General features: G+C 71.6%; 19 protein-coding genes. 6 read left to right on the top strand and 13 right to left on the bottom strand.

Annotation, left to right across the window (positions count from 1 at the left end; translation table 11 throughout):
• Positions 1-5: 5 nt before the first annotated feature.
• The 3 genes from ACLBWP_RS03195 to ACLBWP_RS03185 all read left to right on the top strand — a co-directional run bounded on the left by ACLBWP_RS03195 (position 6) and on the right by ACLBWP_RS03185 (position 2,607).
• Positions 6-1,109: an AI-2E family transporter gene (locus tag ACLBWP_RS03195; protein ID WP_447654016.1), complete on the top strand. Its 1,104-nt coding sequence runs from the start codon at positions 6-8 to the stop codon at positions 1,107-1,109.
• Positions 1,106-1,921, top strand: coding sequence for a DUF1684 domain-containing protein (locus ACLBWP_RS03190; protein ID WP_447654015.1), 816 nt, complete (start codon positions 1,106-1,108; stop codon positions 1,919-1,921). Before ACLBWP_RS03195 ends, ACLBWP_RS03190 begins: the two co-directional genes overlap by 4 nt.
• Positions 1,922-2,106: 185 nt before the next feature.
• Entirely contained in the window at positions 2,107-2,607 is a 501-nt protein-coding gene (locus tag ACLBWP_RS03185; protein WP_243560510.1) for a DUF3145 domain-containing protein, read from the top strand.
• A 991-nt stretch (positions 2,608-3,598) separates the two neighbouring features.
• Here ACLBWP_RS03185 and ACLBWP_RS03180 read toward each other — a convergent pair.
• From ACLBWP_RS03180 to aceE, 6 genes are all read right to left on the bottom strand, one after another.
• On the bottom strand, positions 3,599-4,843 hold the full coding sequence (locus ACLBWP_RS03180; protein ID WP_447654014.1) for a beta-ketoacyl-[acyl-carrier-protein] synthase family protein: 1,245 nt from the start codon (positions 4,841-4,843) through the stop codon (positions 3,599-3,601).
• A gap of 93 nt (positions 4,844-4,936) precedes the next feature.
• Entirely contained in the window at positions 4,937-5,185 is a 249-nt protein-coding gene (locus tag ACLBWP_RS03175; protein WP_056125310.1) for an acyl carrier protein, read from the bottom strand.
• A gap of 105 nt (positions 5,186-5,290) precedes the next feature.
• Positions 5,291-6,244: a beta-ketoacyl-ACP synthase III gene (locus ACLBWP_RS03170; protein ID WP_447654248.1), complete on the bottom strand. Its 954-nt coding sequence runs from the start codon at positions 6,242-6,244 to the stop codon at positions 5,291-5,293.
• Positions 6,245-6,348: 104 nt separating this feature from the next.
• A complete protein-coding gene (locus tag ACLBWP_RS03165) occupies positions 6,349-7,296 on the bottom strand; it encodes an ACP S-malonyltransferase (RefSeq protein WP_447654013.1) in 948 nt (315 codons plus the stop codon).
• 78 nt (positions 7,297-7,374) lie between these two features.
• Complete coding sequence (locus ACLBWP_RS03160; protein ID WP_447654012.1) at positions 7,375-8,601, bottom strand: PucR family transcriptional regulator; 1,227 nt, start codon at positions 8,599-8,601, stop codon at positions 7,375-7,377.
• 8 nt (positions 8,602-8,609) lie between these two features.
• Positions 8,610-11,354 (bottom strand): pyruvate dehydrogenase (acetyl-transferring), homodimeric type, encoded by a 2,745-nt coding sequence (gene aceE, locus ACLBWP_RS03155; protein WP_447654011.1) that lies wholly within the window; start codon positions 11,352-11,354, stop codon positions 8,610-8,612.
• Between the two features lie 244 nt (positions 11,355-11,598).
• Here aceE and ACLBWP_RS03150 point away from each other — a divergent pair, with 244 nt between their 5' ends.
• Together ACLBWP_RS03150 and ACLBWP_RS03145 are read left to right on the top strand one after the other, a co-directional pair.
• Positions 11,599-12,087 carry a peroxiredoxin gene (locus tag ACLBWP_RS03150; protein ID WP_243560505.1) on the top strand — a complete coding sequence of 163 codons (489 nt, stop codon included), beginning with the start codon at positions 11,599-11,601 and terminating at the stop codon, positions 12,085-12,087.
• Positions 12,088-12,152: 65 nt separating this feature from the next.
• Positions 12,153-13,148, top strand: a complete 996-nt coding sequence (locus ACLBWP_RS03145; protein WP_447654010.1) for an alpha/beta fold hydrolase — start codon at positions 12,153-12,155, stop codon at positions 13,146-13,148.
• On the opposite strand, the gene ACLBWP_RS03140 is transcribed toward ACLBWP_RS03145, so the two are convergent.
• From ACLBWP_RS03140 to ACLBWP_RS03110, 7 genes are all read right to left on the bottom strand, one after another.
• Entirely contained in the window at positions 13,084-13,623 is a 540-nt protein-coding gene (locus ACLBWP_RS03140; protein WP_447654009.1) for a hypothetical protein, read from the bottom strand. The two genes, ACLBWP_RS03145 and ACLBWP_RS03140, sit on opposite strands and share 65 nt — an antisense overlap.
• Positions 13,624-13,640: 17 nt before the next feature.
• Positions 13,641-15,227: an alpha/beta hydrolase gene (locus ACLBWP_RS03135; RefSeq protein WP_447654008.1), complete on the bottom strand. Its 1,587-nt coding sequence runs from the start codon at positions 15,225-15,227 to the stop codon at positions 13,641-13,643.
• Positions 15,224-16,180: an amino acid--[acyl-carrier-protein] ligase gene (locus tag ACLBWP_RS03130; protein ID WP_447654007.1), complete on the bottom strand. Its 957-nt coding sequence runs from the start codon at positions 16,178-16,180 to the stop codon at positions 15,224-15,226. Before ACLBWP_RS03130 ends, ACLBWP_RS03135 begins: the two co-directional genes overlap by 4 nt.
• On the bottom strand, positions 16,177-17,415 hold the full coding sequence (locus ACLBWP_RS03125) for an acyl-CoA dehydrogenase family protein (protein ID WP_447654006.1): 1,239 nt from the start codon (positions 17,413-17,415) through the stop codon (positions 16,177-16,179). Before ACLBWP_RS03125 ends, ACLBWP_RS03130 begins: the two co-directional genes overlap by 4 nt.
• On the bottom strand, positions 17,412-17,702 hold the full coding sequence (locus ACLBWP_RS03120; RefSeq protein ID WP_447654005.1) for an acyl carrier protein: 291 nt from the start codon (positions 17,700-17,702) through the stop codon (positions 17,412-17,414). The genes ACLBWP_RS03125 and ACLBWP_RS03120 overlap by 4 nt, the downstream gene beginning before the upstream one ends.
• 114 nt (positions 17,703-17,816) lie before the next feature.
• Positions 17,817-18,194, bottom strand: a complete 378-nt coding sequence (locus ACLBWP_RS03115; protein ID WP_447654004.1) for a holo-ACP synthase — start codon at positions 18,192-18,194, stop codon at positions 17,817-17,819.
• Positions 18,195-18,198: 4 nt separating this feature from the next.
• The gene (locus ACLBWP_RS03110; protein WP_447654003.1) at positions 18,199-19,191 is read right to left on the bottom strand and encodes a squalene cyclase; all 993 of its coding nucleotides are present in this window, start codon (positions 19,189-19,191) and stop codon (positions 18,199-18,201) included.
• Between the two features lie 188 nt (positions 19,192-19,379).
• Here ACLBWP_RS03110 and ACLBWP_RS03105 point away from each other — a divergent pair, with 188 nt between their 5' ends.
• Positions 19,380-21,278 carry an ABC transporter ATP-binding protein gene (locus ACLBWP_RS03105; RefSeq protein ID WP_447654002.1) on the top strand — a complete coding sequence of 633 codons (1,899 nt, stop codon included), beginning with the start codon at positions 19,380-19,382 and terminating at the stop codon, positions 21,276-21,278.
• The last annotated feature ends 9 nt before the right edge of the window (positions 21,279-21,287 follow it).

The following is a 21,287-nucleotide window of genomic DNA, read 5'->3' as shown; positions in this document are numbered from 1 at the left end:
ACGACGTGGCCGACAGCCAAGGCCCCACCCCGAACGTGACGTTCGAGGCCTCCAAGGGGGCCACCGGCGTGCGCGTGAACGCCTTCCGGATCGGCTTCATGGGCGGCATCGGCGTGCTGCTCGCGCTGTTGGCGGGATCCCTGGTCGGGCAGCTGTCGACCGTCCTGGTCTACATCGGCGTCGCCCTGTTCATCGCGCTGGGGCTCGACCCGCTCGTCACCTTCCTCGAGCGCTACATCCCGCGGTGGCTGGCGATCCTGGGTGTCGTCGTGGTCGTGCTGGCAGGGTTCGCGGGCGTGGTCTTCGCCGTGCTGCCGATCCTCATCGACCAGGCGACGAACCTGGTGCAGAACTTCCCGGACATCGTGCGGAACATCTCGCAGCTCGAGTGGGTCCAGGACCTGTCGCAGCAGTTCGCCGGCTCGTTCGACGTCGACCACGCGCTGCAGTCGGTGCAGACCTTCGTCGAGGACCCGGGCAACCTGCTGAGCCTCGGCGGCGGCATCCTGGCGGTGGGCACCGGCATCCTCTCCGGACTGACCGGCGCGCTCATCGTCATCATCCTGATGCTCTACTTCCTCGCCTCGATGCGGGGCATGAAGCGCATGATGTACCGCTTCGTCCCGGCGTCACGTCGGCAGAACTACATCGACGTCAGCGAAGAGGTGACCTCGTCGGTCGGCCGCTACGTCGTCGGCCAGATCAGCCAGGCCGGCATCAACGGGATCCTGAGCCTGGTCTTCCTGCTCATCATCGGGGCGCCACTGCCGGTGCTGCTGGCGACGTTCGCGTTCCTCGGATCGCTCATCCCGCTCGTCGGCACCGTCAGCGCTGCGGTGGTGATCTCGCTGCTGTGCCTGTTCGCGTCGCCGGCCACCGCCCTCGCCGCGGCGATCTACTACCTGATCTACATGCAGGTCGAGTCGTACATCATCTCGCCGCGCATCATGTCCCGCGCGGTGCAGGTGCCCGGTGCGCTCGTCGTGATCGCCGCGGTCACCGGAGCCACGATCGGCGGGGTGCTCGGTGCACTGGTCGCGGTGCCGGTCGCCGCATCGGTGATCATCATCGTGCAGAAGGTCATCTACCCGCGCCAGGAACTGGCGTGACCGAGCTCGACGACGCCGCGGCGGCTCGCGACCGGTGGGCACGCAGCGCGCGGGGGCCGCTCGCGTTGGTCAATGCCCAGCGCGTCGACCAGCCGCAGCAGGTGTGGCCCGTGCCCGGCCGCTGGGCTCCGGCCGCCGGTGGACTGGCGGTGACCGCATTCCCCGAGGACGGTGTGGTCGTGGACGGCGTGCCGGTCGACGGCACCGTCCTGGTGGCGGGCGACGACGCCGTGGTGCCGTCGACCGTGACGTTCCCCGAGGGGCGCGCCGGGACCGTCGGACGCTCCGGTGACGGGCACACCCTGCGTGTCTGGGACCCCGCTTCGGAGTCGATCGCCCGCTTCGCGCGCATCGACCGGTTCCCGGTGTCGGACGAGTACGTCACCTCCGGCAGGTACGTCCCGGTGTCCGCTCTGGAGGCTCCGGGTCACGTCCTCGACGCCGCCGGCGATCCGCTCGTGGTCGCGGGTACGGTCACGACCACCATCGGCGGGCAGGCTGCGGAACTCGTCGCGGTGCGCTCAGCGCCGTTCGGTGGGAGCGCACGACTGCAGCTCATCGTGCAGGACGGCACGAGTGCGTTGCCGGAGACCGACCCCGACAGCTCGTACTCGATGGGTCGGTTCCTGTTCATCACGGACCCTGACATCGAGGCCGACGTCGAACTCGACTGGAACCGACTCGTGCTGCCGCCGTGTGCGTTCTCGTACCAGTACGCGTGCCCGATCCCGCCGCCGGAGAACCGCCTGCGCGTGCGGATCACGGCTGGGGAGCGGCACCCGCTCGACGTCGACGGCGCCGTCTTCCACTGATCCCGCCCGTGCCCTTGCTGTTCCCAGCGGGCGCGCTGCATAATGGGCGTGTCCGACAGGACATCACAATCGCATATCGATGGTCTCGCGGCGCCGCTCAGCGTCGTCCACGGGTCCTCCAGCACTGGCCGAGGGGCCTCCTGCACAGGTCGATGGGGAAGTCGCACCTGATGATCGGAGGAACCATGACCGGGACTGCGTCGGGAGTGCTCTACGTGCACTCCTCCCCACGCGCGCTCTGCCCCCACGTTGAATGGGCAGCAGGTCGCGCGATGAGTCGCGCCGTGAACTTCTCCTGGCTCGATCAGCCGGCTCAGGACGGCGCCCGTCGGACCGAGTTCACCTGGACCGGCCAGGTCGGCACGGGTGCGTCGATCGCGTCGGCGCTGCGGGGGTGGGAACACCTTCGGTACGAGGTCACCGAGGAACCCACCGCGGCCTCCGACGGCGGCCGGTGGATGCACACGCCCGACCTCGGTGTGTTCTACGCGCAGACCGACGTCACCGGCAACATGGTGATCCCCGAGGACCGCGTCCGCTACGCGATGGAGGTCGCGGGCAGCAACGCCCTCGAACTGCACCGTGAACTCCGTCTGGCGCTCGGCCAGGCCTGGGACGACGAGCTCGAGCCGTTCCGCCACGCCGCCGAGGGCAATCCCGTCGTCTGGCTCCACCGCGTGGGCTGACCGCCGCCGCACGAGCACACTCGACTCCTCCGAACCCGCGAGACGCCGCCGAACACGGCGGCGTCTCGTGTTTCCGGGGTCGGTGCCGGGCCCGAACCGTCGTGGCGGAGGCGCACCGGGCCTCCTGTCCGGCTCTGACTGGTCACGACTCCCCGCTGCCGGTTCGCTGACCGGTCGCGTTCTGTCGCTCGTCCCGCCCCTGACCGACGGATCGTGACCACTCGGCGCACCCGAGCGGGGTGTCGCGACCGCTCGGCGCACCTGAGCGGGGTGTTGCGACCGCTCGGCGCACCTGAGCGGGGAGTCCTGACCACTCGTGTGGGCGTCCCCGGCCGAGATCGCCGGGACCGACGCGGGGCCCGGGCCGTGGCCGGGGCCGCGTGCGGGGCCAGGCCGGGCCTGGGTGGCGGGGCAGCCCCTGGCCTCCTGTCCGGCTCTGACTGGTCACGACTCCCTGCTCCCCATTCGTCCACCGGTCACGATTCGTCGCTCGCGAGGCGCGCCGACGACGGTACGTGACCACTCGGCGCACCTGAGCGGGGTGTCGTGACCACTCGCGTGGGGGTCCCCTGCCGATCGCCGGGCCCGGGCCGTGTGCCCGGTGCCGACGCCGGGCCCGGGCCGTGTGCCCGGGGCCGCGGTCGGTGCGGGGCCGAGCCCGCGTGGCGGAGGCGCACCGGGCCTCCCGTCCGACCTGACTGGTCACGACTCCCCGCCGCCGGTTCGCTCACTGGTCGCGTTCTGTCGCTCGTCCCGCCCCCGACCGACGGTACGTGACCACTCGGCGCACGTGAGCGGGGTGTTGCGACCGGTCGGCAGGGCTGAGCACAGCACGGCAGGGCTGAGCAGGGCACGGGGAACGGGGAACGGGGAACGCGGAACGGGGAACGGGGAACGGGGAACGGGGAACGGGGAACGGCGACCAGGCGACGCGGAACGGGCACGGCGCCACGCGATCGCGTGGCGCCGTGCCCGGGGCGGGACGACCGTGTCAGGCGGAGCGGAACGCGACGACCGCGTTGTGCCCACCGAAGCCGAACGAGTTGCTCAGCGCGAGCAGGTCGCCCGCCGGCAGCTGGCGCGGGGACGTTGCGACGTCCATGACGATCTCCGGGTCCTGCTCGGTCAGGTTGATCGTCGGCGGGGCGACCCGGTTGTGCAGGGCCAGGACCGTGAACGCGGCTTCGAGTGCGCCGGCACCGCCGAGCAGGTGCCCGGTGGACGCCTTGGTGGCGGAGACGACGACCGAGTCCAGGTGGTCGCCGAACACGCGGCGCATGGCGTGGTACTCGGCGATGTCCCCGACCGGCGTCGACGTGGCATGCGCGTTGACGTGCGCGACGTCCTGGATCGCGGCACCGGCGTGCTCGAGCGCCATCAGGACGGCACGGGCGGCAGCGCTGCCCTCGGGGTCGGGTGCGGTGATGTGGAACGCGTCCGAGGTGATGCCGGCACCGGCGACCTCGGCGTAGATGGTCGCGCCGCGGGCCTCGGCGTGTTCCTTCGTCTCGAGGATCAGCGCCGCGGCGCCGTCAGCGAGCACGAAGCCGTCGCGCGTGACGTCATACGGACGCGACGCGGTCTCGGGTGAGTCGTTGCGACGCGACAGCGCCTGCATCGCGGCGAACGACGCCAGCGGCATCGGGTGGAGCGCGGCTTCGGCACCACCGGCGATGACGATGTCGGCTTCGCCGGTCGCGACGTGGCGGTAGGCCTCAGCCAGCGACTCGGTCGAGGACGCGCAGGCCGACAGGTACGTGCGGGCACCGCCACGGGCGCCGAACTCCATCTCGATCGCCGCGGCCGGACCGTTGGCCATGAGCATCGGCACGGTCATCGGCAGGACGCGGCGCGGGCCCTTCTCGCGCAGGGTGTCCCAGGCGTCGAGCAGGGTGTTCACCCCACCGATGCCGGTGGCCCAGTCGACGATCAGCCGCTCGGGCACGACGGTGGCGTTGTCGATGCCGGCATCGGCCCAGGCTTCGCGCGCGGCGATGAGCGAGAGCTGCGACGACGGGTCGAGGCGCTTGGTCTCGGGTCGGGTGAGCTGGTCGGTGATCCAGTGGCGGGCCTGGCCGGCGAACTCGACCGGGAGCTCGAGGGCGGCGAAGCGCGGGTCCTCGATCTTGGTGATGCCGGACTTGCCCGCGAGCAGGGCGTCCCAGGTCTCCGAGGCGGTCGCAGCAAGGGGGGAGATCGCACCGATCCCGGTGACGACGACGGTCTTGTTGGTCATGGAACGACTGGTTTCTGCTGAGGTGGACATGGTGAGCGCCGCGGCCCGGGACCGATCAGGTCAGGCCGGACCACGGCGCTCGGGAAGTTCGTGTCAGGCCTGGGCCTTGACGATGAAGTCGACGGCGTCACCGACGGTCTTGAGGTTCTTGACCTCTTCGTCGGGGATCTTGACGTCGAACTTCTCTTCGGCGTTGACGACGATGGTCATCATCGAGATCGAGTCGATGTCGAGGTCATCGGTGAACGACTTGTCGGCCTGCACCGTGTCGGTCGCGATGCCGGTCTCGTCGTTGATCAGCTCGGCCAGGCCGGCGAGGACTTCTTCGTTGGACAGGGCCATGATGGTGTCTCCTTGAGGGGGGTGTCGTTTGACCGTGGACCAGCCTAGGGCACGGGGTGGTTCCGCGCCCGCCGCCGGGCGGCTCTGTGGGAAGTCGAGCGCGTCCTAGGGCAGGACGACCACCTGCGCACCGAACACGAGTCCGGCGCCGAACCCGATCTGCAGGGCGAGGCCGCCCGACAGGTCCGGGTGCTCCTCGAGCAGGCGGTGCGTCGCGAGCGGGATGCTCGCGGCGGAGGTGTTGCCCGTCGTCGTGATGTCGCGGGCGATCATCACGGACTCGGGGATGCCGAGCTGCTTGGCGAACTCGTCGATGATGCGGATGTTCGCCTGGTGCGGCACGAACGCAGCGAGCTGGTCGGGGCGGACCCCGGCTGCCTCGAGTGCTTCGCGTGCCACCTTGACCATCTCCCAGACGGCCCAGCGGAACACGGTCTGTCCGGCCTGCCGCATGGTCGGGCGCGGTGCGCCGGCGGCCCACTCGTTGTACGTCGCGGTCATGCCGATCGCGTCCCACTTCGAGCCGTCGGATCCCCAGATGGTCGGACCGATGCCGGGGAAGTCGCTCGGGCCGACGATCGCAGCGCCGGCGCCGTCACCGAGCAGGAACGAGATCGACCGGTCGGTCGGGTCGACGACGTCGCTGAGCTTCTCGGCGCCGACGACCAGCACGTGGTCGGCGATGCCGGACTTGACGAACGAGTCCGCCTGGGCGATGCCGTACGCGTACCCGGCGCACGCGGCGCTGATGTCGTAGGCGGCGGCCGGCGTGGCGCCGATGCGCTCGGCGAGGAGCGACGCCATCGACGGCGTGGCGACGGTGTGCGTGACGGTGCTGACGAGCACGACACCGATCTGCTCGGGCGCGATGCCGGCCTTCGCGATCGCCTCGAGCGCAGCGGCCTGGGCCAGGTCCACGGCCTCGACGTCGGACCCGGCACGCTTGCGGGTGACGATGCCGGTGCGCTGGCGGATCCACTCGTCGGACGAGTCGATCGGTCCGATCAGGTCGTCGTTCGGCACGGTGCGGTCACCGCGCGCGGCTCCGAATCCCAGGATGCGGCTGAACTCGTGGCCGCGGCGCTGCGCGAGGACCGGTCGGCCTGCGGGGGTCGCGTCGGCCTGGAGGCTCGTGGCCGGGCCGTCGTCGTTGGTTGCGTCCGTCACGCGGTCACCTCGGTGGTCTCGGCGCCCTGGGCGCGCTGCAGCAGTTCGATCGCGGCCGGCAGGTCGTCGGGCGACTTGATCGCGACCGTGGGGGTGCCACGCAGGCCGCGCTTGGCCAGTCCGACGAGCGCGCCGGCCGGAGCGAGTTCGATGACCCCGGAGACGCCGGCCTGCTGGAACGACGCCATGACGGCGTCCCAGTGCACGGGGCTGGCGATCTGGCGCACCATCAGGTCGACGAACTGCCGACCGTCGTCCACGCGGGACCCATCGGCGTTCGTCCAGAGGGGCAGCGACGGGTCGGTGACCGTGGTGCGGGCGGCGACGGGGGCGACCCGGTCCACCGCGGACGCCATGTACCGGGTGTGGAAGGCACCGGCGACGGCGAGCGGCACGACACGGGCCTTGGCCGGGGGGTCGGCAGCGAGCGCGGCGATCGCCTCGGCGGTGCCGGCGACGACGGTCTGGCCGCCGCCGTTGTGGTTCGCGGGGACCAGCCCGTGGGCGTCCAGCGCCTGCGCGAGCGTGTCCGGGTCACCGCCGAGGACCGCGGCCATCGACGTCGGTTCGAGCGCGGCGGCGGCCGCCATCGCGCGACCCCGCTCGGCGACCAGCGCGACGGCGTCCGTCGGCTGCAGCACTCCGGCGACGGCCGCGGCGGTGAACTCGCCGACCGAGTGTCCGGCGACGCCGCCGACCAGGGCGCGTCGGCCGTCGGCCAGCAGCGCGTCGGCGGTGATGATCCCCGCCGCGACGATGAGCGGCTGCGCCAGGGCGGTGTCCTTGATCGTGTCGGCGTCCGACTCGGTGCCGTGGTGGGCCAGGTCGACGCCGATCGACTCGGACCACTGTCCGATGCGTTCGCGGACGGTGGCGTCCTCGAGCCAGGGGGCGAGGAAGCCGGGGGTCTGGGAGCCCTGTCCGGGCGCGACGACGACGATCACCGGACAATCCTGTCTGGCGTGTCGATCGACACCCGTGTGGACTCCCGACACAGATCGGGCCGCGACATTGTGGGACCCCTACCGGCGGACGGGGCGCCGTCGGCCGGATGCCGACTCGGACATCGCGCCGAGGATGAGCGCCGACTGCACGATCAGGGCGTCGCGGGCATGGGTGGCGTCCCACCCGATGATGTCCGCGACGCGGCGCAGGCGGTACCGCACGGTGTTGGGGTGCACGAAGAGCTCGCGCGCGGTGGCCTCGAGCGAGCGGCCGGTGTCCAGGTAGCACCAGAGCGTCTGCAGCAGCTCGGTGGACTGGTCCTTGAGCGGGACGTAGATGCGTTGGACCAGTGCCGAACGGGCGAGTGGGTCGCCCGCCAGGGCACGCTCGGGCAGCAGGTCGTCGGCCAGTGCCGGTCGGGGCGCCCCGCGCCAGGCACGTGCGACGGCGAACCCGGCGAGTGCCGCCTTGGCCGAGGTCGACGCGTCGACGACGCCCGAGACCTCGTTGCCGAGCACCAGGTGGCCCTCGCCGAACAGGGGTTCGAGGGCCTGCGCGATGGCCATGAACGACACGGGTTCTTCGCCGTCGGGGACGTCGTCGCGCGGGGTCGACCGCCCGATCACCACGACGAGCCGTGATCCCTGCACGCCGATGAGCACGTCGGCGTCCATGTGCCGGGCGCTGCGCCGGACCTGGTCGACCTCGAGCTGCTTCGGCGCGGTGCCGACCAGCACCGCGACCTCGCCGTGTCCGTGCCAGCCGAGCGCGGCGATCCGGGACGGCAGTTCGTCGTCGTACTCGCCGGACAGGATCGAGTCGACGACCAGTGCCTCGAGCCGGGCGTCCCAGAGCCCACGGGCCTCGGCGGCACGCGCGTAGACGTCGGCGGCGGCGAACGCGATGTCGCGCGAGTACTTCAGGATGGCTTCCTGCAGCATCTCGTCGTCGTTGGCGCGCTCTTCCACCACGGTGACCACGACGCGGATGAGCTGCAGCGTCTGCTGCAGGCTCACCGAACGCAGCAGTTCGCGCGGCGCCGAGCCGAAGACGTCGGCGGCGGCGATCCACGGCGTCGACGCGCTGCCCTCGAGCCACGAGATGAACGACGTGATGCCGGCCTGGGCCACCATGCCGACGGCGGACCGCCGACCGGGTGGCATCTCGCTGTACCAGGGGAGGGTGTCCTCGAGCCGCTTGATGGTGGCGGTCGAGAGTTCGCCCGACACCTGCCGGAGCCAGGAGAGCGCGCGTTCGCGATCGTTCTGCTGGCTCGCGGCAGGGTCGGTGCGGGGTGTCGTCACAGGCAGTGTCAGCTCTCGCCGCCGGCGCTGCCCGTGGTGCCGGCGGTCACGTCGTGCAGGCGGTACTTGTCGATCGCCTGCTGGACGAGGGAACCGTCGACCTTGTTCTGGCGGGCCAGCTGCTGCAGCGTCCGCACGACGACCGAGGGGCCGTCGATGTGGAAGAAGCGGCGTGCGGCCGGACGGGTGTCCGAGAACCCGAAGCCGTCGGCGCCGAGCGTGGCGTAGTCGGTCGGCACGAACGGGCGGATCTGCTCCTGCACCTGGTGCATGAAGTCGCTGACGGCGACGACCGGCCCCTCGGTGCCGAGCAGACGCTCGGTGACGTACGGCGTGCGCGGCTGCTCGTTCGGGTTGAGGAACGCGTGCTGCTCGGCCGCGAGACCGTCGCGGTAGAGCTCGCCCCAGCTCGTGACGCTCCACACGTCGGCGGACACGCCCCAGTCCTCGGCCAGCAGCTGCTGCGCCTCGAGGATCCACGGCACGGCGACACCCGACGCCAGCAGCTGGGCCTTGGGGCCGTCGTGCTCACTCGCCTTGAGCAGGTACATGCCCTTGACGATGCCGTCGACGTCGATGCCCTCGGGCTCGGCCGGCTGGACGATCGGCTCGTTGTAGACCGTCAGGTAGTACATGACGTTCGGGTCGGCGTGCTTCGGCGAGCCGTCCTCGTTCGTGCCGTACATCCGGTCGAGGCCGGCCTGCACGATGTGCCCGATCTCGTAGCCGTACGCGGGGTCGTAGGACACGACCGCCGGGTTCGTCGTCGCCAGGAGCAGCGAGTGCCCGTCGGCGTGCTGCAGGCCCTCACCCGTCAGGGTGGTGCGACCCGCGGTGGCGCCGATCATGAACCCACGGGTCATCTGGTCGCCGGCGGCCCAGATCGCGTCGCCGGTGCGCTGGAACCCGAACATCGAGTAGAAGACGTAGACCGGGATGAGCGGTTCGCCCTGCGTCGAGTACGAGGTGCCGACCGCGGTGAACGCGGCCATGGCGCCGGCTTCGTTGATGCCGACGTGGATGATCTGGCCCTGCGGGCTCTCCTTGTAGGCCAACAGGAGCTCACGGTCCACCGACGTGTAGTGCTGCCCGTTCGGGTTGTAGATCTTCGCCGTCGGGAAGTACGCGTCCATGCCGAAGGTGCGCGCTTCGTCCGGGATGATCGGCACCACGCGGTTGCCGAAGTCCGGGGAGCGGAGCAGGTCCTTGAGCAGTCGGGCGAACGCCATGGTGGTGGCGATCTCCTGCTTGCCGGAGCCCTTCTTGACGACCTGGTACTTGGCGTCGTCCGGCAGGGTGATCGACGTGTACTTGGTCCGGCGTTCCGGCACGTAGCCGCCGAGGGCCCGACGGCGCTCGTGCATGTACTGGATCGCCTCGTCGTCGTGACCGGGGTGGTAGTACGGCGGCGTGTAGGGGTTCTCCTCGAGCTGCGCGTCGGAGATCGGGATGCGCATCTCGTCGCGGAACTGCTTGAGGTTGTCGAGCGTGAGCTTCTTCATCTGGTGGGTCGCGTTGCGTCCCTCAAAGCTCGGGCCCAGGCCGTAGCCCTTGACGGTCTTGGCGAGGATGACGGTCGGCTGGCCCTTGTGCTCGGTCGCCGCCTTGAACGCCGCGTAGACCTTGCGGTAGTCGTGGCCACCGCGCTTGAGGTTCCAGATCTGGTCGTCGGTGTAGTCCTTGACCAGCTCGAGCGCCTTCGGGTCGCGCCCGAAGAAGTTCTCGCGGACGTAGGCGCCGTTCTCGGCCTTGTACGTCTGGTAGTCGCCGTCCGGTGTCTGGTTCATCAGGTTGAGGAGCGCGCCCTCGGTGTCGCGGGCGAGCAGGTCGTCCCATTCGCGGCCCCAGACGACCTTGATGACGTTCCAGCCCGCACCGCGGAAGAACGCCTCGAGTTCCTGGATGATCTTGCCGTTGCCGCGCACCGGTCCGTCGAGTCGCTGCAGGTTGCAGTTGATGACGAAGTTCAGGTTGTCGAGGCCGTCGTTGGCCGCGACCTGCAGCTGGCCGCGGGACTCGACCTCGTCCATCTCGCCGTCACCCAGGAACGCCCAGATCTGCTGGTCCATGGCGTCCTTGATGCCGCGGTTGGACAGGTACTTGGCCTGCTGCGCCTGGTAGATCGCGTTGATCGGGCCGATGCCCATCGACACGGTCGGGAACTGCCAGAAGTGGGGCATGAGCCGCGGGTGCGGGTACGACGACAGGCCGCCGCCGGCGTGCGACTGCTCTTGACGGAAGCCGTCGAGCTGGTCTTCGCCGAGGCGCCCTTCCATGTAGGCGCGGGCGTACATGCCGGGGGAGGCGTGGCCCTGGAAGAAGACCTGGTCGCCGCCGGACGGGTGGTCCTGCGCGCGGAAGAAGTGGTTGTACCCGACCTCGTACATGGCGGCGCTCGACGCGTACGTCGAGATGTGGCCACCGACCGCGATGCCGGGGCGCTGCGCGCGGTGCACCGTGATGGCCGCGTTCCAGCGGATCCACCGGCGGTAGCGGCGCTCGAGCTCTTCGTCCCCGGGGAACTCGGGCTCGTTCTCCGGCGCGATCGTGTTGACGTAGTCCGTCGTCGGGACCATCGGCACGCCGAGGTGCAGCTCGTTCGAGCGCTTCAGCAGGCTCTGCATGATCTCGCGGGCCCGCTGGTGGCCGTGCGTCGCGACGAGTCCGTCGAGCGATTCACGCCACTCTGCGGTCTCTTCCGGGTCCTGGTCGGTCCCTGCGATGCTGCGCGGGTCCTGGTCGTTCACCGTCACCCTTGACCTCGTTCGTTCTCGTGGTGGTGGACATGTGTGGTCCACCGATCGATCGGGTCGCGACCGGCGGTGGGGCCGCCGTCCACTCTAGGCCCCACCACCGACCAGTCACCTGATGAGACGCATCCCGAGCACCGCTTGCATTCGCGTGTCGTCGGCGTACGATTGCCGATCGTGCCCACGCGAACCTGCGGGGGCGTGGATCGACGGGCACACCCGCAGCCCGAGGAAGCAGTACGCACCGATGGCACTGGAGATCGGCTCACTCGCGCCGGACTTCGAGCTCCCGAACCAGTTCGGCGAGCACGTCCGCCTCAGCGACTTCCGCGGTACCCGCCCGGTCGCCCTCGTCTTCTTCCCGCTGGCGTTCTCGTCGACGTGCACGACCGAGCTCTGCGACCTGCGCGACAACATCGCGATGTTCCAGGACAACCGCATCGAGCTCATCGGCATCTCGGTCGACTCCAAGGCCACGCTCCGCTCGTTCGCCGACCAGAACGGCTACGACTTCGAGTTGCTGGCGGACTTCTGGCCGCACGGCGCCGTCGCCAAGGAGTACGGCGTGTTCCTCGAGCACAAGGGCTTCGCGAACCGCGCCACGTTCGTCATCGACGTCACCGGCCGGGTCCGCGCGTCGATCATCTCCGAGCCCGGAGTGGCCCGGGACGTGACCGAGTACCGCGCAGCGCTCGACCGGCTGGCCGCCTGCACCGCTCCCGTCGCCGCCGCCTAGCCACCGCTGACGCGGTCGGTTCCGAACCCTGTGCAGGGTGCGGTCCGCACCGGACAGGAGGCACGGTGCACAGCGTCGACGACCGGCAGCGCCGCGACGTGGTCGCCGCCACCGCGTACGCACCGTTCCCGCTGACGTCCGACCCCGGCGCGTGGTCGCTGACGCGGTCGGTCGTGGCGACCTCGTCCGGCCCGGTGGTCGTGCACGCGCGCCCCGGTGACCGCCCGGTCCTGCTGCTGCACGGCGTCGCGGGGTCGTGGACCACGTGGACGCCCCTGCTGCGGGCAGCGCACGGGTTCGGCGACCGCGGGCTGGTGCTGGTCGACCTGCCCGGGTGGGGTTCGTCCCCGGCGCCCGCGATCCCACTCGACGTCGACGACGCCGCCCGGGTGCTGACCGAGGTCCTCGACGCGCTGGGCGTGACGACCGTCGACGTCGTCGGCCACTCGATGGGCGCGTTCATCGCCCTGCACCTGGGGGTCGTGGCCCCGGAGCGGGTCAGGTCGATCGGGATCGTCTCGGGGACGACACTCGCAGCTGTCCATGCCGCCCGTCATCCACTCCGCGGGCTCCTGTCCCTGCCGGCCTTCGCCCTGCTGCGTGCCGGTCTCGCGGTGACCCGCGGCGCGGCGGTGTCGATGCTGCGTGGACTGGCGCGCGTCGGGCTGCTGCGACTGCTCGCCGCGCCGGTCTTCACGCACGTGCGGGCGCTGGACCGGAGCGTGCTCGACGCCTTCGTCGACGAGTTCCGCCCCCTCGGGTTCCTCGGCGCGGCATCGGCAGCCGCCTGCTACGACACGGACCGCTGGCGCACGATCCGCTGCCCGGTGACCGCCGTGGCCGGGCGCGACGACGTGTTCGCCCGCGTCGACGACCTCGCGGCGCTGACCCGGGTGCTGCCGCACGTCCGGACCGTGCTGCTGGACGACTGCGGGCACTTCGCGCACGTCGAGCACCCGCAGGCGGTCGTCGACGCCCTCACCGGACCCGGAGGGGTCAGTGGTACTGCGGCGGCCAGTCGAACGCCGCAGGTCGGTGCGGCGCCTGCCCGAACGTCGTGACGACGATGTCGACCTGCTCGAGGTCGCGCAGCGGGATCGACCGCGGGTTGGCGTAGAACCGGTCGCCGTCGACCCAGATCGTCACGTCCCCGTGCAGTCCACCGACGTGGTCCGGGCCCAGGGACACGCCCCACTCGTCGAAGAACTGCCCGAGTGTGAACTGCCGTCGCTCGGGGGACTCGACGTGGATGATGCCCGACGTGTCGTGCGTGTGGATCTCGGCGGCGAACTTCAAGGACTCCGAGTGCCCGATGTTGCCCGGCACCACGACGGGGTCGTCACCGTCGGTGATCGTCAGGTGCGTGTGGATGTGCTCCGCGAGCCGCTGCCCCCAGACGTCGTGCAGGCCGGCGGCCTCGGCGCGAGCAGCCAGGTCGGTCGGACGCGGCCACGGCGGAGCGCCCTGCGGTGCCGAGCACCCCGTCAGCAGCACCACGAGCGCCGCCGCCATCACCGTCACCGTCGCTCGTCGCACCCCTCGTGCCTACACGCTCAGGCGCGCACCGGGAACGTCGCCGCGACCCGTGCGCGGACTTCGGACACCACGGCCCGCCGCATGCCGGGTGAGAACAGGGCGTGGTCGCCACCGGGGACGTGCACCATCGTGACCGAACCCGCCCGGCCACCGGGCGCGTAGCGCTGCAGCGCGGCGGGACCGCCGAGCCGGGCGAACAGCGCCGCGTCCTCGTCGGCGGCGATCAGCACGACGTCGGTGCCGTTGGTCACGAGCGGTCGGACGTGCTCGAGCACCCCGCCGACCCGGTCACGACGGGCGATGCGTTCGCGGACCGCCTTCGGCACGACGACGTTGTACCGGTCGCGCACCCACTGCCGCGCGGGCGAGGGGGAGTCCACCGCGCGGACCGCGTCACTGTGACTGCCCGGCTGCGCGGGACGTCGCCGGTAGTCGTTCGGGCTGATCTCGACCACGAGCCGCGGGGATTCGGTGGCAGACCGGCCGGCCACCCAGGCGCCGGAGCACATCCCGACCAGGGCGAGTCGGTCGTGCGGGGCATCGAGCGCCGCGACGACGGCGGACTGGTCGTCCACCCACTCCTGCGCGAACAGGAAGTCGCGTTCGTCGGCCGCCACCGGGCTGCTCTCGCCCGTCCCACGGCGGTCCACCCGCACGACACGGGCTCCGTCGCGCGCCAGTGCGCGTGCGAGGGCGACCTGGTAGTCCGCGGCACCGACACGGTGTTCGGCGCCGCCGTTGTGCAGGACGACGACGGGGGCGTCCTCGCCGACGCCGGCCGGCACGGTCTCCACCGCGAAGAGCTGGTCGGGTCCCAGCCGCACGACGTGTTCGGACACGCCGCCGTCCAGGTCGAGGACGGCTGCGACGTCGGGCGTGGACGTCGGCACCGCGGTGTCCGGTACGAGCTCGTCGACCCAGGCGACCACCGTGTCGACGGCTGCCGCGGGGATGCGGGCGTGGATGCTCGTGGCGTCGAGCAGTTCGGCGCTGCCGGGGACCTGGACCACCGGGACGTCGCCCAGGCCCTTCGGCGCACGGGCACCGGGGCGCACGAGCACGAGGGTGCGGTCGGCACGCGGGCCGTGGCGCAGCGCAGCGACGGCAGCGACCTGGTCGGTGTCGAGGTCGATGCCGATCAGGGTCTCGACCCCGTCGACCGTGCGGTCGGGGCCGATCGTCATGGTCGCGAGCGCCCGCTGACGGCGGAGCCAGGCGCGGCCGGACTCAGGCGCGTCCCAGAGCACCAGGGCGTCGTCGTCCGTGGCCGCAGCCGACGCGACGAGCGCCGCCGAGGCCAGCCCGACGAAGACGACCTGCGCGATGCCGGTCGTGCGGAGCACGGCCGCCGCGTGCTGTGCGGACCGCACCAGCGCGTCGGGGTCGGTGTCGGTGTCGGAGTCCCCACGTCCGGACGGGTCGTAGCGCACCGAGGCGATGCCACGGGCCTCCAGACGGTCTGCCAGCAGGCGCAGCGTGCGGTACGCGATCACGCCCTCCTGGCCGAGCGGGGTGCACAGGACGACGCCGGCGCGGGCTGACGGCGGCGTCTGCACCGCGACACGGACGGCCGGGGAACCCGACCACCCGTGCGTCGTGGTCACAGGTCCAGCGCGCGGCGGGCGTCGGCCGGCCACGATGCCGGGTCGGTGCCGTGCGCGGCGAAGAGGGCGATCGTGACGCGTTCCAGACCCCAGGCGACGCAGGCGCTGTGGGCGACCTGGGCGTCGGCGGTCCGGATGTCGAACGAGGTGCCGAAGTGGTCCTCGTGCAGGTTCGCCGAGCCGATCGCAGTCGGTTCGCCGGCGTCGCCGTAGACCGGGGTCACGAACTCGTACTTGAGCGACTGCTCGACCTGGTTGCGGGCGAGCATCGTGCCGACGCGGCCGAAGAACGGGTCGTTCGCGGCGACCACGTCGATCTCGAGGCCGAAGGACGTCAGCAGGTCACGGATCACGGGGATCCGGTCGTCGCGGTGTGTGCGGGCCGACGCCGGCGTCCCCACGTGCACGAACTCGTGCATGTGGAACGCCTGCAGGCGCATCGGGTCGAGCGACGGTTCGCGGCGGAACGAGTCGCCGAGGACGTCGAACGTGCGCCCCTGCTGCGGGATCGTGCCGGTCAGCGTGCCGTACAGCGGGTGGCAGACGGCGGGCGTCAGCATCAGGTCAACGGGGTCGAGGAAGTCCTCCCACCGGTCGCCGCGCTCGCGGGCGGCCAGCAGCGCACGGTGCTTGCGGTCGTCGCCGGTGAACCCGGAGATCGACGCGGCCAGGTCGGGGAACGACGCGATGTAGTCGGTGCGCTCGAACGCGGCGAGCGGCTCGACGGGCGGGAAGCGGACGACCTCGAGGTCGAGGTCCGCCATCGCGCGGACCCCGGCGGCGTCGATGCCCGCGTACACCCGCTCGAACACGGCGCTGCGCCCGTACAGCCCGGGGGAGCCGAGGTCGAAGAGCACCCGGTCGGCGAGCAGCCGCCCGCGCAGGTCCGCACGGGCGGCGTCGAGCGGGGTGCTCGTCGACCCGGTGCGGGTGGTGGGTTCGGTGATGGTCACAGGATCACTCCGGTCATGAGCGCCAGTCCGGCGTCGTTCTGCAGGAGACGGTCGTTGCTCACCATGACGGCGGCACCGTGGGCGTCTCGGAGGTGTCGGGAGATGCTCATCGGGCCGGACGCGGCGTACCCGGCGATCCCCACGATGCGCAGCGCCTTGGTGACGAGGTCGGTCACCCGTTCCGAGGCGCCGATCTTCAGCGCGTTCGCGGCGAGGGCGTACGCGCTCGACTCCAGCGCCTGCGGGTCGTCGGCGACGCCGTCGAAGCGCTCCGCGGCGTGGCGCACGGTGTCGGCGAGGGACTGCAGGTCGACCAGCAGCTCGGCCAGGCGCAGGGCGCTCGGCGGCGTGGTGCCGACCGACGCGCGGGCCTGCTTGCGGACCGCGGCCCGGGCACGCTCGGCTGCGGACGCGGCGATGCCGAGCCACACCGACGCCCACAGCACGTGGGAGACGGGGAGCACGGTCTGCGCGGAGATCGCGGCGTAGTCGTCGCGGAACACGGCGTCCGAGGTGGTCTCGGCGTCGAGCACCCACCCGTTGCTGCACGTGCCGCGCAGGCCCATGGTGTCCCACGTCGACGTCTGGGTCAGGACGGTGTCCTTCGTCCAGCACCCCACCAGGCGTTGGTCGGAACCCGCGGCGTCGGGGCCACGGCGTGCGGTGACCAGGACGACGTCGGCCTCGGTGGCGTAGGAGATCACCGGCGCGTCCTTGCGCAGGCGGATCTTCTGGACCAGGTCGTCGCGGTGCGTGCCGAGCTCGTGTGCGTCGGTCGACGTGACCGCCTCGATGGCGCAGGTGGAACGACGTGCGTCACCGCCGACGCCCTTCTCGGTCGTCGACGAGGCCACCAGGGCACCGTCGCGGACTGCTGCGACCATCGCGAGCACGCCGGCGCCGTCGCCACCGTGTCGCCAGAGCGCCATGACCTGGCCCTGGTGCATCGCGAACACCATGCCGGTCGCGGCGCAGGCACGCCCGAGCTCGGTCGCGATCGTCGACAGCTCCGTCACGGTCGCGCCCTCGCCACCCAGGTCGGTCGGCACGGCTGCGGCGAGCAGGCCGTACTCGCGCATCGCGGCGATGGCCTCGCGCGGGGGTCGGGCGTCGCGGTCGACCTCGTCCGCGTGCTGCGCGGCGATCGCGGCGACCGCCGCGGTGCGCTCGGCGAACCGGTCGGCGGTGACCGTCACGGGCGCCAGCACCGCGCCGTCCGCCTGCGTGATGGTCACGAGGTCGCCAGCGCGGCAGCGGCGACGATGGCGTCCACCGAGGCGAAGGTCGCGCGGTTCAGCACGCTGTCCGGGAACTCCGCGTCGAGGTCGTTCTCGACCGCGAGCATGACGTTCACCGTGGCGTGCGAGGTGAGCCCGAGCGTGTACAGGTCGGCGGTCGGTGCGACCTCCGCGGCGTCGACGGTCAGGCGTCCGTGGTCGGCGAGGGCCTGGCGGACGGCCCGTTCGACAGACGGGTCAGTGACGGCATCCGAGGTCGTTGCGGTGTTCTGGTCCTGGTGCATGGCAGCAACGATAGGGAGCGGGGTGCCTCGGGAAACCGCCGTGCGGGTGCGGGAACCCGCACTGTCGGGACGCGTCCCTGAGCGGGACCACAGGCTCGCCGGGGCCTCGGCGGATCAGCGTTGCGAGAGGGCAACGGCCGTCGCGAGCGCCAGCCCCCGTTCGTGGGACAACGAGACGTCGATGGACGAGATGCCCACCGATCCGGCCAGGTCGGCGGCTGCGCCGGAGAGCTCGACGACGGGCGCACCGTGCTCGTCGAGGACGATCGCGACGTCCTGCAACGGCACCGCGTCGGACGGCGACGGACGCAGGAGCTTGACCACCGCCTCCTTGCCGGCGAACCGCGCCGCCAGGCGCTCCGGGTCGTCCCCCGTGTCGGCACGCTCCCGCGGCGTGAACACGCGGGACAGGTAGCGCTCGCCGTGGGCGGTGATGCCCGCGCGGACGTCGTCCGCCGAGGCCAGGTCGCAGCCGGTGCGGATCTGGGTCATGGCGTCAGCGTACGGCGGCACCGTCCGGCAGTGCTGCGTCGTCCCACCACCGCAGCACGCGGGTGCCCATGAGCGTGAGCCACTTCGAGGGCTGACCGGGTGGCACGTCGGCCTCGAACCACTGCCGGCCGGGTGGTCGCTCGCCCTGGGTCCAGGTGCCGTCCGGGTTCCGGGCACCCCGGACCAGCTCGACCGCGTCGGCGGCACGCGGGTCCGGTGGTGTGCCGTCCTGCAACCAGGCGGCTCGCAGGTGATCGGTCGCGCGCAGCGCCGTGAAGACCCATCGTGACGGGTACGCGAAGCGGCGCACCCACGGCCCGACGAGCTCGCCGTCGGACTTCCGGTACAGCAGTCGGCGCTCGAGCAGGTACTCGGCCCCACGGTGTCGCGCCGCGCGGAGTTCCGCGGCACGGGGGTGCGTGCCGCCGGTCAGTTGCTCGTGCTGCAGCAGCCCGTCGAGCACGTTGAGGGTGGAGTGGAACGACGACACCGTCGACCCGTCGACCCACTCGCAGTTCCACCCGCCGTCGGTGAGCTGGTGCTCGAGCACCCAGTCGGCGACGCCGTCCACGTCCGCGCCGAGCCAGGCGCCGTTGGCCAGGGTGAAGGCGTTGATGCAGCAGTCCACCTCGCCGCCCCAGTACGGCAGGTCGTCGTACTCCCATCGGCTGTTCGCGTCGAGGCGCGCCGCGGTGTCCCCGAGCACGGCGGCGTCGAGCCCCCAGTCGCGCAGCGTGTTGAGCGACCAGGTCGTCGCCGTGTACGGCTGGCCCGCCGTACCCTCGGGTTCGGGGTCGGCGGGGAAGTACGCGCCGCCGGCCCACTGGCCGTCCGGGTCCTGGTGGGCCAGCAGCGCTGCGCCGAAGCCCTCGGTCGCGACTCGCGCCCGGGTGGCCTGCCACGTCGTGGCCGGGGCGCCCAGCAGGTCCCGCTCGACCTGCCAGCGCAGGGCCGGATCCGAGTCGAGCAGCCATGCGACCACCGTGTCGTCCGTCATGGCGCGCCAGACTACCCGCGGCGGGCCCACGGCGGAACCGCGCCGCCGCCGACCCGTTGCGGACACCGGCCCGTCGGCGGCGCCGACCGCGCCGTATCCTTGCTCCCGGCTCGCCGTCACCGCGACGGAGCCCGAGCCCGGGCACCACACCGCCTGAGCGCGACCTGGTGCCCACGGAAGGAACCGCAATGAGCATGGAAGGCGTGGCCTGGAGCTCGCTCTACAAGATCTCCACCGCCCGGGACGGCAAGCACGGCATCTCCCGCGAGTCCGTTCGGCGGATCATGACGTTCGCGGTGCCCTACCGGGCCAAGCTGGTGGTCTTCATCGTCCTGTCGGTCGTGGGCGCGTTCCTGGCGGTCGCGACGCCGGTGCTCGCCGGCCAGGTGGTCGACGTCATCGCGGCCCGGGGCGCGGTCGGCACGATCGTCTGGCTGGCGGTCGTCATCGCCCTGGTCGCCGTCGCCGACGCCGCCACGTCACTGGTGACCCGCTGGTACTCGGCACGGATCGGTGAGGGCGTCATCCTCGACCTGCGCACCGCCGTGTTCAACCACGTGCAGAAGATGCCGATCGCGTTCTTCACCCGCACCCGCACCGGTGCGCTCGTCAGCCGGCTCAACAACGACGTGATCGGCGCGCAGCAGGCCTTCAGCGGCACGCTGTCCGGCGTGGTCACGAACATCGTGGCGTTGGTCCTCACCCTGGTCGTCATGCTCAGCACCTCGTGGCTCGTGACGGTGCTCGCGGTGGTCATGCTCCCCGTCTTCCTGATCCCCGCACGCCGGATGGGCAGCCGTCTCGCTGCACTGCGCCGTGAGGCCGCCGACCACAACTCGGCGATGAGCACGCAGATGACCGAGCGGTTCTCGGCACCCGGCGCCACCCTGGTCAAGCTGTTCGGCCGTCCCGACGAGGAGGCCGAGGAGTTCCGTGTCCGCGCCGCCCGCGTCCGGGACATCGGGGTCCGGAGCGCACTGCTGCAGTTCGTCTTCGTCACCGCGCTCACCCTGGTCTCCGCGCTCGCACTCGCGCTGGTCTACGGGGTCGGCGGGTCGCTCGCGCTCGGTGGCGGGCTGAACACCGGCGACGTGGTCACCCTGGCGCTGCTGCTCACCCGTCTGTACGCGCCGCTGACCAGCCTGGCGAACGCTCGGGTCGAGATCATGAGCGCCGTCGTGAGCTTCGAGCGGGTCTTCGAGGTGCTCGACCTGAAGCCGCTGATCCAGGAGAAGCCGGTTGCGGGCACCGTGCCCGACGGCCCGGTCGCGGTCGAGTTCGACGACGTCCGCTTCGCCTACCCGTCAGCGGACAAGGTGTCCCTGGCGTCGCTCGAGGAGGTCTCCACGCTCGACACCCGCGGGGGCGACGAGGTGCTGCACGGGGTGTCGTTCCGGATCGAGCCCGGGCAGACCGTCGCCCTGGTCGGGACGTCCGGCGCGGGCAAGTCCACCGTCGCCCAACTGCTGTCGCGCCTGTACGACGTGGACAGCGGTGCCGTGCGTCTGGGCGGCACGGACGTCCGTGACGTCACCTTCGCCTCGATGCGGCACACGCTGGGCATGGTGACGCAGGACGGCCACCTGTTCCACGAGACGATCCTGTCGAACCTGCGCCTGGCCCGGCCCGAGGCGTCGATCGACGAGGTCTGGGACGCCGTGCGGCGGGCCCGGCTCGAGCCGCTCATCCGCTCGCTGCCGGACCAGCTCGACACGATGGTGGGGGAGCGCGGCTACCGGCTGTCCGGCGGGGAGCGCCAGCGGATGACGATCGCCCGGCTGCTGCTCGCGCAGCCGCGCGTGGTCATCCTCGACGAGGCGACCGCCGCGCTGGACTCGACGTCCGAGGCGGCGGTGCAAGCGGCACTCAGCGAGGCGCTCGAGGGCCGGACCGCGATGGTCATCGCGCACCGCCTGTCGACCATCCGCAGCGCCGACATGATCCTGGTCGTCGAGGACGGCTCGATCGTCGAGCGCGGGACGCACGAGGAACTGCTGGCCGCGGGCGGCCGGTACGAGGAGCTGCACCGCACCCAGTTCGCGGTGCAGAAGGCCGCAGCCGACGACGCGGCGCTCAGCGGCATCTGACGGTCCCGA

It is taken from the genome of Microbacterium sp. M1A1_1b, from assembly GCF_053345565.1.
The sequence above is the reverse complement of the archived record's forward strand: the minus strand, read 5'-3'. Positions and strand labels throughout refer to the sequence as shown.

Bases quoted from the DNA above. Each gene is read 5' to 3' on its own strand.
- ACLBWP_RS03175 (WP_056125310.1), bottom strand. From the start codon at position 5,185: ATGGCCCTGTCCAACGAAGAAGTCCTCGCCGGCCTGGCCGAGCTGATC.
- ACLBWP_RS03185 (WP_243560510.1), top strand. From the start codon at position 2,107: ATGACCGGGACTGCGTCGGGAGTGCTCTACGTGCACTCCTCCCCACGC.
- ACLBWP_RS03120 (WP_447654005.1), bottom strand. From the start codon at position 17,702: ATGCACCAGGACCAGAACACCGCAACGACCTCGGATGCCGTCACTGAC.
- ACLBWP_RS03115 (WP_447654004.1), bottom strand. From the start codon at position 18,194: ATGACCCAGATCCGCACCGGCTGCGACCTGGCCTCGGCGGACGACGTC.
- ACLBWP_RS03110 (WP_447654003.1), bottom strand. From the start codon at position 19,191: ATGACGGACGACACGGTGGTCGCATGGCTGCTCGACTCGGATCCGGCC.
- ACLBWP_RS03150 (WP_243560505.1), top strand. From the start codon at position 11,599: ATGGCACTGGAGATCGGCTCACTCGCGCCGGACTTCGAGCTCCCGAAC.
- ACLBWP_RS03105 (WP_447654002.1), top strand. From the start codon at position 19,380: ATGAGCATGGAAGGCGTGGCCTGGAGCTCGCTCTACAAGATCTCCACC.
- ACLBWP_RS03180 (WP_447654014.1), bottom strand. From the start codon at position 4,843: ATGACCAACAAGACCGTCGTCGTCACCGGGATCGGTGCGATCTCCCCC.